We start from the raw sequence: 14,197 nt of genomic DNA, 5'->3' as shown, positions 1-14,197 counted from the left end.
CGCAATCGTAGGGCTGCCTCACGGTCCCGGGATCGGCCCAACGCCCGGTCCCGGCCCGTACTTTCGGCCAGGACAAGACGGGCCCTCGAGCCGATACGCGCACGACGCGATGCCGCGAGGGTTGAGTCCATGATCACCGTTGAGTACCTGACCCGCCGCTACGCCGACTTCACCGCCGTCGACAACGTCTCCTTCACCGCCCGGCCCGGCCGCGTGACCGGTTTCCTCGGCCCGAACGGCGCCGGGAAGTCCACCACGATGCGAGTGATGGTCGGCCTGACCGTCCCGACCTCCGGGTCCGCGACCATCAACGGAGTGCGGTTCGCCGACCTCCCCAACCCCGGCCTCGAGGTGGGCGTCCTGCTGGACGCCTCGGCGCAGCACGCCGGTCGCACCGGCCGCGAGATCCTCGCGGTCGCCGCCGCCACGATGGGCCTGCCCCGCTCTCGCGTCGACGAGATGCTCGAGCTGGTGAGCCTGACGCCCACCGAGGCCAAGCGCCGGCTGCGCAACTACTCGCTCGGCATGCGTCAACGACTCGGTATCGCCACGGCTCTCCTCGGAGACCCGAGGGTGCTGATCCTCGACGAGCCCGCCAACGGGCTCGACCCCGCGGGGATCCGGTGGATGCGCGACCTGCTGACGGGATTCGCCGGCCGGGGCGGCACGGTGCTGCTGTCCTCACACCTGCTCCACGAGATCGAGGTCATCGCCGATGACCTGGTCGTGATCGGCAACGGCAGGATCGTCGCGTCCGGCACCAAGGAGGAGCTCCTCGCCGCGGCAGGGACGCTGGCCCGCTCGCCGTCACCGCGCGACCTCGCGCACGCACTCGAGCAGGCCGGGATCCCCAGCACGCTCGCCGGGGACGGCTCGGTCCGCACGGATGCCGATCCCGCTCGGGTCGGGGCCGTGGCCCTGACCGCCGGCATCACCCTCACCGAGCTCCGGTCCGCCGAGGGCGCGGGACTCGAAGAGATGTTCTTGTCGCTCACTGCCGACACCCAACGCGAAGGAGTTTTGTCATGACCACCACGATCGTCCCGCCAACCACGACCACCACGACCACCCCCACGCAGGCTGCGCCGGTCCGCCGGACCACCCATCCCATCCCGACCGCCCGCCTCGTCTTGGTCGAGCTGCGCAAGATGTTCAACACCCGCTCAGGATTCTGGATGCTCGTCAGCATCGGCGTCCTGACGCCCATCGCGGCCGGGTCGGTCGTCATCTTCGCTCCGGACAGCGACGTCACCTACGAGAGCTTCGCGAGGGCGAGCGGGTTCCCGATGTCGTTGATCCTGCCGATGCTCGCGATCCTGGCCGTCACGAATGAGTGGAGCCAGCGCAGCGGGCTCACGACGTTCACGCTCGTGCCGAGTCGCGGACGGGTCATCGGCGCCAAGTCGATCGCGACCCTCCTGGTGGGACTGGTCTCCGTGGCCCTCGCCTTCGCCGTGGGCGCCCTCGGCAACGTGGCCGGTTCCGCACTCGCCGGCGTCGACACGGTGTGGGACATCTCCATGGTCATGGCGTCCCAGATGGTGCTCTTCAACCTGATCGGCATGGCCATCGGCTTCACCCTCGGTGTCCTGCTGCGCAACTCCGCGGCCGCGATCGTGGGCTACTTCGTCGTCTCACTGGTCCTGCCGGGCGTCCTGCTCCTCCTGGCCCAGGTGCGCTCGTGGTTCGAGGACCTGCAGCCGTGGGTCGACTGGAACGAGACGCAGGTGGCGCTCCTCGAGGGCGCCATGGACACCGGGGAGGAGTGGGCGATGCTCGCCTCGACCACGACGATCTGGATCGTCGTCCCGCTCGTCGTCGGGTTGCTGTTCATGCGCCGCTCCGAGGTCAAGTAACCACACAACGAATGAGACGAAGGAGTAGCGACGTGAGAACCCAGAAGGCAGAGCGCACCGCGCTGGAGGACCGGCAGGTCCTGGACCGGGTGTCCACGACGCGACTGGTCGGCGGCCTCGCGGTTGCCTACGCCGCGTCAGTGATCCTTCAGAACGCGATGTTCGACGGTTCTGCAGCCCAGCTCCTCGGCCTTGGCGACGGCACTGCCGCGCCCGCCTACGGCGATCCTCTTGGTGAGGTCCTCGCCTACCACGCCGCGAACCGGGGGGCCGTGTCCGTCGCCGCGGGTCTGGAGGCCCTGAACATGCCCCTGCTCCTGCTGTTCGTCACTGGACTGCAGGGGCTGGTGCAGCGCCGCGGCGCCGCAGGGGCGGACTGGTCGCGGCTCACGGTGGCAGCCGGAGCGACGTTCTCTGCGATATTCGCTCTCGTCATAGCCACGCACATCGCGGTCGTGCTCGCCGCGGAGGGCCTGGCCGAGCCAACCCCCGTCTTCGAGCTGGTCTGGCAGCTCCACGCCGCGCTCTTCGCGCTCGCGCTGCCCGCGCTCGGGGCGACCTTCATCGGTGCGTCGCTGGCCACCCACGCCAGCGGGTTGACACGGCCGTGGCAGCGGCTGCTCGGCGTGGCGGGCGGCAGCGTGCTCATTCTCGCTGGCGCCGGAAACCTCGCCATCGCGGATGGCTCGCCACTGGTGTTCGCCGGGGTTGCGGGCTTGGCCGCGTGGCTCGTCTGGCTCGGTGTCACCGGCCTACGGCTCATCCGTGGAAGGGCTGACGTCGCTCCACACCACGAACACCGGTGAGGAGTGGGCGGTGCTCGCCTCGAAGTGGATCCCCTCCTACTGCTGCTGGCTCGGGGGCGGCACGGCCAACCTCGCCCCACGGGGGTCGTCACCGCCCTGATCCAAGCGGAATGGCGGGTACTGGTCGGTCATGAGGCCCGCGTACGCGGCGACCCGCAGAACCCACCGGTTCATGCCGAGCACGAGGTCGTAGATCGACTGGGGATACCGGCCGGTGAACAGGAGCACCACCGCCGCGAAGAGCACCAACAGACCGATGAGTCCGCTGCCCCAGTTCCAGTAACTCTGGTCGCTTGTCGTCGCCTCATTGACGAGATACACCCCGCCACCGGCGAAGAAGGCGATGACGAGGTAGTGCGGGATTGCCAACAGCCACCACTTCACCAGCACCAGACCACGTTTGAGATGCTCCGGATAGTCCACCTCGAGGTGGGCCGGGTAGTCCGGCACCTCCGCCAGCGTGAAGGGCGGATACCGATCGGTGCCCAGCGCACCGTAGGCGTAATAGCTCACTCGCCAGCTCCAGCGCATCACTCCGACATTGAAGTCGAAGATCGGGCGCGGATAGCGGCCGGTGAACAGGATCGCGAAAAAGGCTGCCACGCTGCACGCCACGAAGGCGATCCAGAGAAAGACCAGGACCACGTAGTGCGGTAAGACGAGCACCCACTTGACCAGCCACAACCAGCGGTTCAGTCCTGGATCGAGGTGCGCGTCCACACGCACCGGATAGGTCGACAGGCTCATGATGTTCGCCTCCAAGCCAGGATGGCGAACGCGATCGTCGCGCAGGTCGTCCTCCCTCGACTCTCCTCCCGACCAGTGGCAAGGTCAATGGCGCCGCCGGACTCAACGGGGGCGTTCGCCTCCTCCGGCCTTCGTCCCGGGCGGAGCTGGCCGGCCGCTACTCCCGGACCCGGCCGGTCTCGTACCCCCACATCGCGACCTCCACCCGGTTCCGGGCGCCGAGCTTGGCCATGAGGCTGCCGATGTGGGTCTTCACGGTGCTGAGGCTGATGTGCAGCTCGGCAGCGATCTCTGCGTTGGTACGGCCCCGCGCGATGGTGAGCAGCACCTGCTCCTCGCGCTCGGTGAGCGCGTCGAGGGGCTGGGCGGGGGGCGCTGCCCGACCCGTGCCCGCGAAGGTCGACAGCAGCCGGCGGGTGATGCTGGGCGAGATGAGTGAGTCACCTCGGGTGGCCGCCCGGATCGCCTCGCCGAGCAGCTCGGGTCCGGCGTCCTTGAGCAGGAAGCCGGTGGCGCCGGCCAGGAGCGCACCGTGCACGTACTCATCGAGGTCGAAGGTGGTGATCACGACGACTGCGACCGGGTCCTCGACGCCCGGTCCGGCCAGCAGGCGGGTCGCCTCGACCCCGTCGAGGACGGGCATCCGGATGTCCATCAGGCACACGTCGGGGCGCAGCTCGCGAGCCAGCCGCACCACCTCGTGCCCGTTGCGCGCCTCCCCCACGACCTCGATGCCGTCCAGGGTGCCGAGGATCAGCCGCAGTCCGGTTCGCACGAGATCCTGGTCGTCGGCAACCAGCACCCGGATGCTCACGCCGGCACCTGCCGCGGCAGTGTCGCGCTGACGGCCCAACCGCGACCGGGGCAGGGACCTGCCCGGCACGCGCCACCCAGGAGCAGTGCACGTTCCACCATCCCGGTGAGCCCGAACCCCACTTCGTGGGCGGGGTCTGCCGGGGCCGGATCACCGTCGTCGCGGACGACGAGGCTGACCGTCGACTGGTCACCGGCGACGTGCACGTCCACCAGGGTGGCGTTGCGGGCATGCCGCAGTGCGTTGGTGACCGCCTCCTGGGCGATCCGGAACACGGCGGCGTCGATCGCCGCAGGGAGGGCGGCAAGGTCACCGGAGACCGTGACCTCCACCCGCGGCCCGGCAGGCGAGGCCCCGGACAGCTGCTCGAGGTCGGCCACACCGGGTTGCGGGGCGTAGTCGACGGGTGCCTCGCTGCGCAGCACACGGACCATCGCCCGCATCTCCGCAAGCGTGCGCGTTGCCTCCATCTCGATCACCTCCAGTGCCTTCAGCGGCGACGACGGGCTGGTGGCCGCGAGGGCGCGCCCTGCCTGTGCCTGGACGGCGATGGCAGAGACGTGGTGGGCCACCGTGTCGTGCAGCTCGCGCGCCAACAGGACCCGCTCCTGCGACTTCACCTGCTCGGTCCTTCGCTCCCTGGCGCCGTGCTGGGAACGCACGGCCCAGCCCAGGGCGAAGGCGGACATCAGCACAGCGACCCCGCCGATCGCGTCGGCCACCCCGGCCCAGTCGACGACGATCGCGCGGGTCGCCGCGACCAGGATGATCGCCAGGCCCGCCACCGCCTCACGCCCGGAGCCCCACCGGAAGAGGGAGTAGGGGAACACCAGGAGGTAGACCATGGTGTACATCTCGAGGGCTGGCGCGTCTGCCGCCATCAGCCCGATGTCAACCACGAGGGTCGCGCCGAAGGCGGCCGCGACCACCGCGAACGGGTGGGTACGCCGCCACAGCACCAAGGGCGCCAGGACGAGGGTCAGCGCCACCGACAGCGCCGGCAGTGGCAGGTCCTCCCGCAGGAGCGCCTCGCACACCGCGGAGACGGTCACGACCGCGAGCAGCACCCAGTCCCGCCACACCCGAACCGGTGGGGCCGGGGGCCTGGGTTCCTCCAGCAGCGACCGCAGTGGAGTGCTCACCCCCTCAGCGTACGGATGGAACGCCGCCCAGGGACCGGCCGAAAGTCTGACCTGCCCCCGGCCGAAGGCACGAGCGGCTCGGAGCCTCACGGCCGATGTCTGACGACCACGAGAGCCGTCACGGTGGAGTCCTGGTCCTGCGCACCCGGTGCAGAACGGCACAGGAGGCTCCCATGGGCACCTACACCCCACATCCAGACCGCACCAGTTCACGCAGGAGCCGCCCGGTCCCCCTCGTCATCGGCATCCTGGTCGCGCTCGCGGGCTTCCCGCTACTGCTCGGCGGCCTCGGCCTCGGCTGGGCGATGGCCACCCAGCGCGCCGACGACGGGTTCTTCAGCACCCCGCCCGAGCAGCTCACCACCGAGACGGTGGCCCTCTCCAGCGAGGTCGTGGACTTCGGCGACCCCGACCCCGACGACGGGTGGGCCGACCGTGACCTCGCCACCGTGCGGCTGAGCGCTCGGTCCGCGGACGCCTCGGCCGTCTTCATCGGGATCGCACCGAGCACCGACGTCGCGGACTATCTGGACGGTGCGTCGTACGACGAGGTCAGCGACCTGCGCACCGACCCGTTCGACTACTCGCTGACCCGCCGTGGCACCGGCGGCGACCTGAGCGAGGCCCCCACGGACCAGGGCTTCTGGACCGCGCAGAGCAGCGGCCCCGACACCCAGACGCTGACCTGGGACGTCGAGCCCGGCACCTACACCGCCGTGGTGATGAACGTCGACGGCTCCCCGGGAGTCACAGTCGACCTGTCCGCGGGCGGACGCCTCGATTGGCTCGCACCCCTGGCGTGGGGTCTCGGCCTGCTCGGCGGCGCCCTGGTCCTCGGCGGCGCACTGCTCGTCGTGTACGGCGCCTCGGCGCCGGGACCGCGGGACGCCCGCCGGTCCGCGCTCGGTCAACCTCCCTTGGCCGTCCGGTCCGACACCCCCGTGGCCCTGGTCGGCGCGAAGGACCCGCAGCTGAACCGTGTGCTCTGGCTCGTCAAGTGGTTCCTGGCGATCCCGCACTTCGTCGTGCTCGCGCTCCTGTGGCTGGTCTTCCTGGTGCTCACCGTGGTGGCGTTCCTCGCCATCCTCGTCACCGGTCGCTACCCGCGCGGCCTCTTCGACCTCAACGTCGGCATCCTGCGGTGGAGCTGGCGGGTGCAGTTCTACGCGACGGCTGCGATCGGCACCGACCGCTACCCGCCGTTCACCCTCGGCCACACCGACTACCCGGCCGACCTCGACGTCGCCTACCCCGAGCGGCTCTCGCGCGGTCTGGTGCTGGTCAAGTCGTGGCTGCTGGCCCTGCCGCACCTGATCGTGCTGTCCGTGCTCGCGGGCACGTGGCAGTTCGGTGACGCGGACGGCTTTCACGTCGCCGTCGGCGGCCTGGTCGGCGCGCTGACGTTGGCGGCCGGGCTGCTGCTGCTCTTCACCGGCCGCTACCCGGCCCCGTTGTTCGACCTGCTGGTCGGCCTGAACCGGTGGGTCTACCGGGTGATCGCGTACGTCGCCCTGATGACCGACACCTACCCGCCGTTCCGGCTGGACCAGGGCCCGGCGGAGAGTCCCGCGGTCGTCGGTGACGTGGACTGACCGGTGGGTGTCTCAGTCGATGCGGACAATGACCCGTCCCAGCGCCTGGCCGGACATGAGGTGGCGCATCGCCTCTCGCACCTGCTCCAAGGGATACGTCGAGTCGACCACTGTGCGCAGCTGTCCCGATTCCATGAGTTCCGCCAGCATGGCCAGCAGCTGCCGCTTCTCTGGTGATGCAAAGGACCCGCCGCGCAGCTGAGGGGACACGGCCGAGCGCGCCATGAGTCCCAGCATGCGCGGGATGCTGCCGAGCCAGTGGTGCCCGGTCGCGCCAAATGCATCGTGCCCTATCAGGACGTATTTCCCCTGCGGTCGCAGTGCACGGCGTATGGCACCGAAGGAGTGGTTGCCGGGCACGTCGAAGATGAGGTCCCACTGCTCACCGGTGCGGGTGAAGTCCTCCACGGTGTAGTCGATGACTTGGTCTGCGCCCAGGGACTGCACCAGTGCCAGCTTGCTCGCGTGGTCGACACCGGTGACCTGCGCGCCGTAGGCCTTGGCGAGTTGCACGGCGATCGAGCCGACGCCTCCTGCGGCACCATTGACCAGGACTCGCGCACCGGAGGGCACTCGGTGTGGCGGCAGGTTCTTCAAAGCGATGAGCCCCGCGGTCGGCACTGCCGCTGCCTCCTCGAAGCTGACGCGGGGAGGCTTGGGAGCCAGTCCGTCCTCAGGGGCGGTGGCGTACTCGGCGAATGCACCGCCGTTGCTCCACTGGATGCCGCGGATGGTCTCCCCGAAAACCTCGTCACCCGGCGTGAACCTGGTGACCGCGCTGCCGACGGACTCCACCACCCCCGCGACGTCGGTCCCGGGCACTCGTTCGCGCGGGCCCCTGACCCCGGAGCCCATGAGGCGCAGCACCACCGGCCGGCCGGCCATGACGTGCCACACATCCGGATGCACGGACGCTGCCCGGACCCGGACCAACACCTCGTCCTCGGCCGGCACCGGCGGGGGGACCTCGCCGAGGCTGAGGTGATCGATGGATCCGTAGCCGTCCTGGACGATCGCTCTCATGGTCGGACGCTAGTGGACGGGCGTGCGCGCAGACGACGAACAGCCGGAGCCACCGAGGCCTCATTCACGCGGTCCCCGTATCCGAGGGTGCCGTGTGCTTGGCCAGGGCGAGAGCGTCGAGGACCCGCACCCTGCCGTAGCTGACCTCCACCATGCCGTCCCGCGCGAAGCGCTTGAGGACGCGATTGATCGAGGGCCGGCGCACGCCGAGCAACGCCGCCACCGTCGTCTGGGTCAGCACGACGACGTCGTCGACGCGCTCCTCGAGGAGCAGCTGGGCGACCTGGACGTCCAGCGGTTGCCCGAGCAGGTTGGTCAAGCGGGAGTGGGAGCGGGCCAGGCGTTCCGACACGCTCGTCAGCCACCGTCGTGACAGCTGGGGGTGGGTGGCGAGGAGCCGCTCGAACGCCTCCCGTTCCAGCATCAGGCAGGTGGTGTCGGTCTGGGCCCGTGTCTCGTACGGCATCGCCTTGCCGAGCAGCATCTGGATGTCGCCGTCGATGTCGCCGGGGCGCAGGATCTGGATGACGATGCGTCGCCCGGCGCTGCGGACCGCCAGCTCCAGGCAGCCGTCACGGACGATGTAGACGTCCGTGGGCTCGTCCCCGGCTCGCACCAGCGGTTCGCCGGCCGCCAGGCTGCGGACGTGGAGGAAGCTCGCCAGGCCCTCGACGTCCTCCGGCCGCAGCGGGGTCGTCTCGGCGTGTCCCACGCACCGCGAGATCCACAGCGCCTCGCGGAACTCGGCGGACGGATGCTCACGGTTGCGCATCGGTGGCCCTTCCTGGATCCGTGTCCCTGTTCGGAGCCAAGAGTGTCTCCCCGGTGACATTCGAGGACGCTCCCCCACGCGGGGGCCGTTGTGGGCGGTGACAGGAAGAAACCGCTACGCACAGGAGGCTCCCATGCCCCGCATCCCCGTCCACACGCTCGAGACCGCCCCGGAGGACAGCCGGGACGCACTGAAGGCCCTGGATGTGAAGTTCGGCAAGGTCCTGAACATCCACGGCGAGATGGCGCACTCCCCGGTCGCGCTCCAGTCGTACGTCGCCCTGCAAGAGGTCATCGCCGACCACGGATCGTTCGACGGACGCACCCGCGAGGCCATTGCACTCGCGGTCGGCAATGTCGACGACTGCTCCTACTGCCAGGCCGCGCACACCGGCGGGGGCAGGGCTGCCGGACTCTCCGACGACGAGATGGTGGCGATCCGCGCAGGTGCCGTGGACTTCGACCCGACGCTCGCTGCGCTGCTGGAGCTGGCGCGCGAGTACACCGCGGACGTGGGCTCGGTCCGCGATGCGACCTGGCAGACGGCGCTCGACTCCGGGTGGAGCGATGAGCAGCTCACCGAGCTGTCCGTGCACGTCACGCTGAACCTGTTCACGAACTACTTCAACCACTTCGTGCAGACGGACCTCGACCTCCCGGCCGCACCCGCGCTCTGATCGCGAGCCGCCGAGCCGAGGTCGCGAGTCCTCGGTTCGGCGGCCCGGTGCCCCGTCGCTCCTCCCCGGAGCGCATGTCACGTGAGCTGCTCGGCCAGCTCGGTCAGCGACCGTGCATGCAGGTCCGGGGAGCGGAAGTACCCGGGGTAGACGCCGCCCTCGCGGTTGATCCAGGCAGTGGCGAGTCCTGCTCGCGCGGCGCCGTCGATGTCCCAGGGGTGCACGGCGACCAGCATGGCGTCCATCGGGTCGACGTCGCACCGCTCGAGGGCGTAGGCGTACGCGCCCCTGTCCGGCTTCCAGACGCCCGCCTGCTCGACGGACAGGAGGGCATCGAAGTGGGTGCGGATCCCGGCCCGGTCGAACAGTGCCTCGGCGACGGACGCGGACCCGTTGCTCAGCGTCACCAGTCGGATCCCGAGATCCGTCAAGGTCCGGACACCGGCCGGGACGTCCGCGTGGACCGGGAGCTCGGTGAACCCGGCCATGACGTGCTCAACCGCCTCCTCCGTGCCGCGGTTGAGCGGTAACCCGTGCAGATGGCCGCGCAGGGACTCCGCCGCGATCTGGGCGAAGGGCTCGCTGGCACCGACAGCGGTCAGTGCGAAGCCGTCGCGGAGCACTCCCGCGAACCAGGCCTTCGCCAGGTGGGCCGGTGCACCGACGTCCTCGAACTGCTGACCCATCGACGACATGTCCGAGAGCGTCTCGTTGACGTCGAAGACCAGGAGGGCCGGCCGTCGGGGGCCGTCCGGACTCACGGGGTGGTCCGCACTCCGGGGAACAGGGTCGGCGCGGTGGGTCGTCATGGACTTCACCGTAGACCCGGCCTCGTCGCTCCGCTCGCCCCGCGGCACGGGGGCGCGGCCCCGCACATGCTTCAGGCCCGGGATTCGCACTGAATCCCGGGCCTGAACCTGGTAGCGGGGGCAGGATTTGAACCTGCGACCTCCGGGTTATGAGCCCGGCGAGCTACCGAACTGCTCCACCCCGCGTCGTTGCAGTTGCAACTCTACGTGACCGCACGGGGAGGACCAAATCAGTTGCCCTCCAGCTCTGCCGAGCCCCCTTCGGGCTGTGCGGCAGCGGCCTGCTCGAGGTAGCGCTTGAGCTCCTTCTGCGCCTGGTCGTAGGCGGCGAAGTCGCCGTTGCGCAGCGCCTCCTGGCCGTCCGCGTAGGCCTGCTCCATGCCGGCGATGGCCTCGCGCAGGGCCTCGGGGTCGCTCGCCGCGGGCGCTGCCGGCTCGTCACCGCCACCGTCACCCCCTTCGTCCCCGGACCCGGGCTCGCCCTCAGCCGGCGTGGAGTCGCCGCCCTCGACACCGGCATCGCCCTCGAAGAGCTGGTCCAGCGCCGAGTCGAGCGTCGGGCCCCAGGCGACCTTGCCGCCGAAGGTCGCCACCACGATCCGCAGCTGCGGGTAGGACGTCCCCGAGGACGAGGAGAGGTAGATCGGCTCGACGTGCAGGAAGCCCTCCCCGACCGGCAGCGCCAGCTGGTTGCCGAAGTGCACCTGCGAGCCGCCGCGGTTGGCGTTGTTGAGGTAGTCCTGCAGGGTCTGGCTGCCGTCGCCGGAGGTGGCGTTGGAGGAGACGATGTCGTTCTGCACCTGGCCGACACCCGGCACGGTGGTGTTGCGTGGCACCGAGAGCAGACGCAGCTTCCCGTAGCCCTGGGCCGGGTCGCCGTCGGTCGCACCGGCATCGGCGTCGACGGCCAGGTACCCGGCCATGACGTTGCGCGGACCGCGCGGGATGTAGGTCGAGGTCAGCTTCCACGAGGGCCGGTTCTGCTCGGGCATCGCCAGCGACAGGTAGTACGGCGGCTGGGCCACGCCCTCGTCACCGCGCGAGGGGTCGTCCGGCACGCGCCAGCGGTCCTGCCCGGCGCGGAAGTCGCTCGCGGAGGTGATGTGGTAGTCGGCGAGGACGGCCCGCTGCATGAGGAAGAGGTCCTCCGGGTAGCGCAGGTGCGTCATGAGCTCACCGCTGATGTCGTCGCGGTCCTGCATCAGGTCGGGGAAGGCCTTGTCCCAGGCCTCGACGATCGGGTCGTCCTTGTCCCACTTGTACAGGTCGACGCTGCCGTCGAAGGCGTCGACGGTGGCCTTGACCGAGTTGCGCATGTAGTTGACCCGATCGCCGACCAGCGCGCTCGCCTGCTGCGTCTCCCGGGAGGAGACCTGACCGGTCTGCACGCCGGACATCGAGAAGGCGGTGCTGTACGGGTACTGCCGCGAGGTCGTGTAGGCATCCACGATCCACTTGATGCGCCCGTCGACGATCGCCGGGTAGACGTCGTCGTCGAGGGTGAGCCACGGCGCCACCCGCTCCACACGCTCCCTGGGGGTGCGGTGCTCCATCAGCCGGGAGTTGGGCCCGACCGCGTCGGAGAGCATGAACTTCAGGTCGCGGTGGGTCAGCGCGTACGCCGCCTGACGAAGGGGGGACCCGATGTCCACTCCCCCGTCACCCTGGTAGGTGTAGCGCGAGTCCTCACCACCGGTGGGGCGGTCGACCTCGCGCGGCTCCTGGTTGTCGCTGCGGCCGACGATCGAGAAGTGGTCCATCTGCTCGCCGAAGTAGATGCGCGGCTCGTACTCGCCGATCGCCGACGCCGGGTTGATCCACTCGGGGTTGCCGGCCTGCACCTGCGTGCCGCGGGCCATGACGAGGCCGTAGCCGTGCGTGTAGACGGTGTGGTCGTTGACCCAGTCGCGCCGGTCGGCGGGGACGTTGTCGAGCTCGAGCTCGCGCGCCCCGACGACGACGTCGGTGGTCTCCCCGTCGATCTCGTAGCGGTCGACGTCCAGCTCGTCCTGGAAGGTGTAGTACTGCTGCTGTGCCTGCAGCTCCTGATAGGTCTGACTGACGACCGCGGGGTCCAGCAGTCGGATGCCGGGGATGGACTGCGCGTCCTGGCGCAGCTGCCCGGAGGTGACGTCCGAGACGGCGTCGTAGGTCGTCTCCTCGGTCTCGGCGACACCGTGCGCCTCCCGCGTGGCGTTGATGTTGCGCTGCAGGTAGGGCTCCTCGAGCGTGTTGCGCGAGGGCGAGACCTGGTAGGTCTCCACCAGGGCCGGGTAGATCGCCCCGACGACGATCGAGAGGACGACGAGGGTGCCGACCGCGATCATCGGCAGCCGCCAAGAGCGGGAGCGGACCGAGGCGAGGAAGAGCACGGCGCACAGCACCGCCGCGACCGCGAGGATGTACTTGGTGGGGATGATCGCGTGGTCCGCGGTGTACCCGACGCCGGTGAGCACCTCGCCCTCGCGAGTGGTCAGGGCGTGCGCGTCGAGCAGGTAGCTCCAGGCCCGCAGCACCGCGAGCACCGCGGCGATGACGGCCAGGTGGAGGAAGGCGGCCCGCGTGGAGCGACCGCGTCCGGGCGGGACGATGCCGCCGTAGATGTAGTGCGCGAAGACCGCGCTGAGCAGGCTCGCGAGCATCGCGACGGTGAGGAAGCCGACGAGGAAGCTCCACCACGGCAGCCCGAAGAGGTAGTAACCGATGTCCCGCCCGAACTGCGGGTCGGTGACGCCGGTCGCCTCGCCGTTGCGCCACAGCAGCCAGACCTGCCACTGCCCCGCGGCCGTGAGACCGCCGAGCAGGCCGAGCACGGTGGGCAACGCCCACGCGGTCACCCTGCGGAAGGGCTCGATGGCCTGGCGGTACTGCGCGAGGGCCTGCTCCCCGGCGGACATCGGCACGGTCAGCGGACGCGTGCGGTGGGCGAGCCACAGGCTCAGGCCGACGGGTAGGCCGGTGACCAGGCCCCCGATGATGAAGAGGAGGGCCTGGGTGCTCAGCCGCGACCACCACTCCTCGGAGAAGCCGAGTGCGCTGAACCACAGCGACTCGGTCCACAACCCCGCGACGATGCTGATGATCACGAGCAGCACGGCGATCGCGATGGCCGCCTTCGCCACCCTGCCCGGGCCACGCCTCGGTGGGGTCCCGTCGTGGTCACGGGGCGGCACCGCGCCCCCCTTGTCACCGCCGTGCGGCCAACTCGCGCTGCTCATGGTGCGCCTACCGTACCCAGAGGACCTGACAGGACGTAGGGCAGCATGGTCCCCGTGCCCGACTCGTCATCTGACAACATCCCCACGACCGAACCCCTGACCGTCGCCGCGCTCGAGACCGAGCGCCATGTCGCGATCTCCGGATGGGACCAGAACCCCCGGGTCTTCGCGCTCGTCGACACCGCCACCCTCGTCGAGGCCGAGCCGCAGCTCGCCCTCGACGGTGCGGCCGACCGCGCGCCCGGGGCCCTCACGGCCATCGAGCAGGAGGACCTGCCGCGGACCTCCTCGCTGGAGTCGCTGCTCGGCCGGATGGCCTGGCCGGAGACCGTGCACGGCGCGGCGCTGGCCGTCGAGCGCGTCGTCATCCCCCCGGGTGCCGAGCGCGACCTGCCGGAGGACCCGGACGAGGCCGTGGACGCCCTCGCTGACCACCCGCAGCGCCAGGACGTGCGCCTGCTCGTGGCCGTCCACCGCGACGGTCGGGCCGTGTGCCTGCTGCGTCAGCGCGCCCACGACCGGGACGACCGGGTCGCCACCGGTGAGGACATCGCCCCTGGCCTCGTCCACGCGCTGCGGGCGACCTTCGAGGACTGAGCAGTACGGACAGGAGTGGACGAAGGGGTGCGGTCGGCCGACTCAGGCCACAGTCCGCACTGAGTGCGTTCGGTGCGGGATCCCCTGCGGGGGTGCGGACTGTGCGCCAAGGCCTGCCGTACCCCCTTCGTCCGCGACGGGCGGA

13 protein-coding genes and 1 tRNA gene are annotated in these 14,197 nt (G+C 70.2%); 6 read left to right on the top strand and 8 right to left on the bottom strand.

The genetic code is table 11. The features are described from left to right. Window positions 1-129 precede the first annotated feature (129 nt). The 3 genes from O9K63_RS00215 to O9K63_RS00205 are packed head-to-tail and all read left to right on the top strand — an operon-like array spanning window position 130 to window position 2,662. Window positions 130-1,029 carry an ABC transporter ATP-binding protein gene (locus tag O9K63_RS00215; RefSeq protein WP_277239681.1) on the top strand — a complete coding sequence of 300 codons (900 nt, stop codon included), beginning with the start codon at window positions 130-132 and terminating at the stop codon, window positions 1,027-1,029. After that, window positions 1,026-1,856 (top strand): ABC transporter permease subunit, encoded by an 831-nt coding sequence (locus O9K63_RS00210; protein WP_277239679.1) that lies wholly within the window; start codon window positions 1,026-1,028, stop codon window positions 1,854-1,856. Before O9K63_RS00215 ends, O9K63_RS00210 begins: the two co-directional genes overlap by 4 nt. Window positions 1,857-1,888: 32 nt before the next feature. Then, on the top strand, window positions 1,889-2,662 hold the full coding sequence (locus O9K63_RS00205) for a hypothetical protein (protein WP_277239677.1): 774 nt from the start codon (window positions 1,889-1,891) through the stop codon (window positions 2,660-2,662). Between the two features lie 36 nt (window positions 2,663-2,698). On the opposite strand, the gene O9K63_RS00200 is transcribed toward O9K63_RS00205, so the two are convergent. The 3 genes from O9K63_RS00200 to O9K63_RS00190 form a co-directional block, all read right to left on the bottom strand. Beyond that, entirely contained in the window at window positions 2,699-3,409 is a 711-nt protein-coding gene (locus O9K63_RS00200; RefSeq protein WP_346771032.1) for a DUF4389 domain-containing protein, read from the bottom strand. Between the two features lie 157 nt (window positions 3,410-3,566). Then, the gene (locus O9K63_RS00195) at window positions 3,567-4,223 is read right to left on the bottom strand and encodes a response regulator (RefSeq protein ID WP_277239675.1); all 657 of its coding nucleotides are present in this window, start codon (window positions 4,221-4,223) and stop codon (window positions 3,567-3,569) included. Beyond that, window positions 4,220-5,365, bottom strand: a complete 1,146-nt coding sequence (locus O9K63_RS00190) for a sensor histidine kinase (RefSeq protein WP_277239673.1) — start codon at window positions 5,363-5,365, stop codon at window positions 4,220-4,222. Before O9K63_RS00190 ends, O9K63_RS00195 begins: the two co-directional genes overlap by 4 nt. Before the next feature lie 173 nt (window positions 5,366-5,538). On the opposite strand from O9K63_RS00190, the gene O9K63_RS00185 reads away from it, so the two are divergent. Beyond that, entirely contained in the window at window positions 5,539-6,957 is a 1,419-nt protein-coding gene (locus O9K63_RS00185) for a DUF4389 domain-containing protein (RefSeq protein WP_277239671.1), read from the top strand. A gap of 12 nt (window positions 6,958-6,969) precedes the next feature. On the opposite strand, the gene O9K63_RS00180 is transcribed toward O9K63_RS00185, so the two are convergent. Next, window positions 6,970-7,980, bottom strand: a complete 1,011-nt coding sequence (locus O9K63_RS00180) for an NAD(P)-dependent alcohol dehydrogenase (RefSeq protein ID WP_277239669.1) — start codon at window positions 7,978-7,980, stop codon at window positions 6,970-6,972. A 64-nt stretch (window positions 7,981-8,044) separates the two neighbouring features. Continuing rightward, window positions 8,045-8,752: a Crp/Fnr family transcriptional regulator gene (locus tag O9K63_RS00175; RefSeq protein WP_277239667.1), complete on the bottom strand. Its 708-nt coding sequence runs from the start codon at window positions 8,750-8,752 to the stop codon at window positions 8,045-8,047. Between the two features lie 133 nt (window positions 8,753-8,885). Here O9K63_RS00175 and O9K63_RS00170 point away from each other — a divergent pair, with 133 nt between their 5' ends. Then, on the top strand, window positions 8,886-9,428 hold the full coding sequence (locus tag O9K63_RS00170) for a carboxymuconolactone decarboxylase family protein (RefSeq protein ID WP_277239665.1): 543 nt from the start codon (window positions 8,886-8,888) through the stop codon (window positions 9,426-9,428). 77 nt (window positions 9,429-9,505) lie between these two features. Here O9K63_RS00170 and O9K63_RS00165 read toward each other — a convergent pair whose 3' ends face one another. The 3 genes from O9K63_RS00165 to O9K63_RS00155 all read right to left on the bottom strand — a co-directional run bounded on the left by O9K63_RS00165 (window position 9,506) and on the right by O9K63_RS00155 (window position 13,455). Further along, entirely contained in the window at window positions 9,506-10,237 is a 732-nt protein-coding gene (locus O9K63_RS00165) for a haloacid dehalogenase type II (RefSeq protein ID WP_277239662.1), read from the bottom strand. Between the two features lie 109 nt (window positions 10,238-10,346). Then, a tRNA-Met gene (locus tag O9K63_RS00160) sits at window positions 10,347-10,423 on the bottom strand. Between the two features lie 44 nt (window positions 10,424-10,467). Next, complete coding sequence (locus O9K63_RS00155) at window positions 10,468-13,455, bottom strand: UPF0182 family membrane protein (RefSeq protein WP_277239660.1); 2,988 nt, start codon at window positions 13,453-13,455, stop codon at window positions 10,468-10,470. Between the two features lie 45 nt (window positions 13,456-13,500). Between O9K63_RS00155 and O9K63_RS00150 the strand changes: the two genes are divergently transcribed. Beyond that, window positions 13,501-14,052: a PPA1309 family protein gene (locus O9K63_RS00150; protein ID WP_277239659.1), complete on the top strand. Its 552-nt coding sequence runs from the start codon at window positions 13,501-13,503 to the stop codon at window positions 14,050-14,052. The last annotated feature ends 145 nt before the right edge of the window (window positions 14,053-14,197 follow it).

The organism is Janibacter cremeus (assembly GCF_029395675.1).
Taxonomy (GTDB): Bacteria; Actinomycetota; Actinomycetes; order Actinomycetales; family Dermatophilaceae; genus Janibacter; species Janibacter cremeus_A.
Note: the sequence above shows the minus strand (reverse complement) of the source record. Positions and strands in the feature narration are given on the sequence as shown.

Excerpts from the sequence above, each read along its gene's own strand:
- O9K63_RS00180 (WP_277239669.1), bottom strand. The coding sequence starts at position 7,980 with ATGAGAGCGATCGTCCAGGACGGCTACGGATCCATCGATCACCTCAGC.
- O9K63_RS00185 (WP_277239671.1), top strand. The coding sequence starts at position 5,539 with ATGGGCACCTACACCCCACATCCAGACCGCACCAGTTCACGCAGGAGC.
- O9K63_RS00155 (WP_277239660.1), bottom strand. The coding sequence starts at position 13,455 with ATGAGCAGCGCGAGTTGGCCGCACGGCGGTGACAAGGGGGGCGCGGTG.
- O9K63_RS00150 (WP_277239659.1), top strand. The coding sequence starts at position 13,501 with ATGGTCCCCGTGCCCGACTCGTCATCTGACAACATCCCCACGACCGAA.
- O9K63_RS00175 (WP_277239667.1), bottom strand. The coding sequence starts at position 8,752 with ATGCGCAACCGTGAGCATCCGTCCGCCGAGTTCCGCGAGGCGCTGTGG.
- O9K63_RS00210 (WP_277239679.1), top strand. The coding sequence starts at position 1,026 with ATGACCACCACGATCGTCCCGCCAACCACGACCACCACGACCACCCCC.
- O9K63_RS00165 (WP_277239662.1), bottom strand. The coding sequence starts at position 10,237 with ATGACGACCCACCGCGCCGACCCTGTTCCCCGGAGTGCGGACCACCCC.
- O9K63_RS00215 (WP_277239681.1), top strand. The coding sequence starts at position 130 with ATGATCACCGTTGAGTACCTGACCCGCCGCTACGCCGACTTCACCGCC.
- O9K63_RS00200 (WP_346771032.1), bottom strand. The coding sequence starts at position 3,409 with ATGAGCCTGTCGACCTATCCGGTGCGTGTGGACGCGCACCTCGATCCA.
- O9K63_RS00170 (WP_277239665.1), top strand. The coding sequence starts at position 8,886 with ATGCCCCGCATCCCCGTCCACACGCTCGAGACCGCCCCGGAGGACAGC.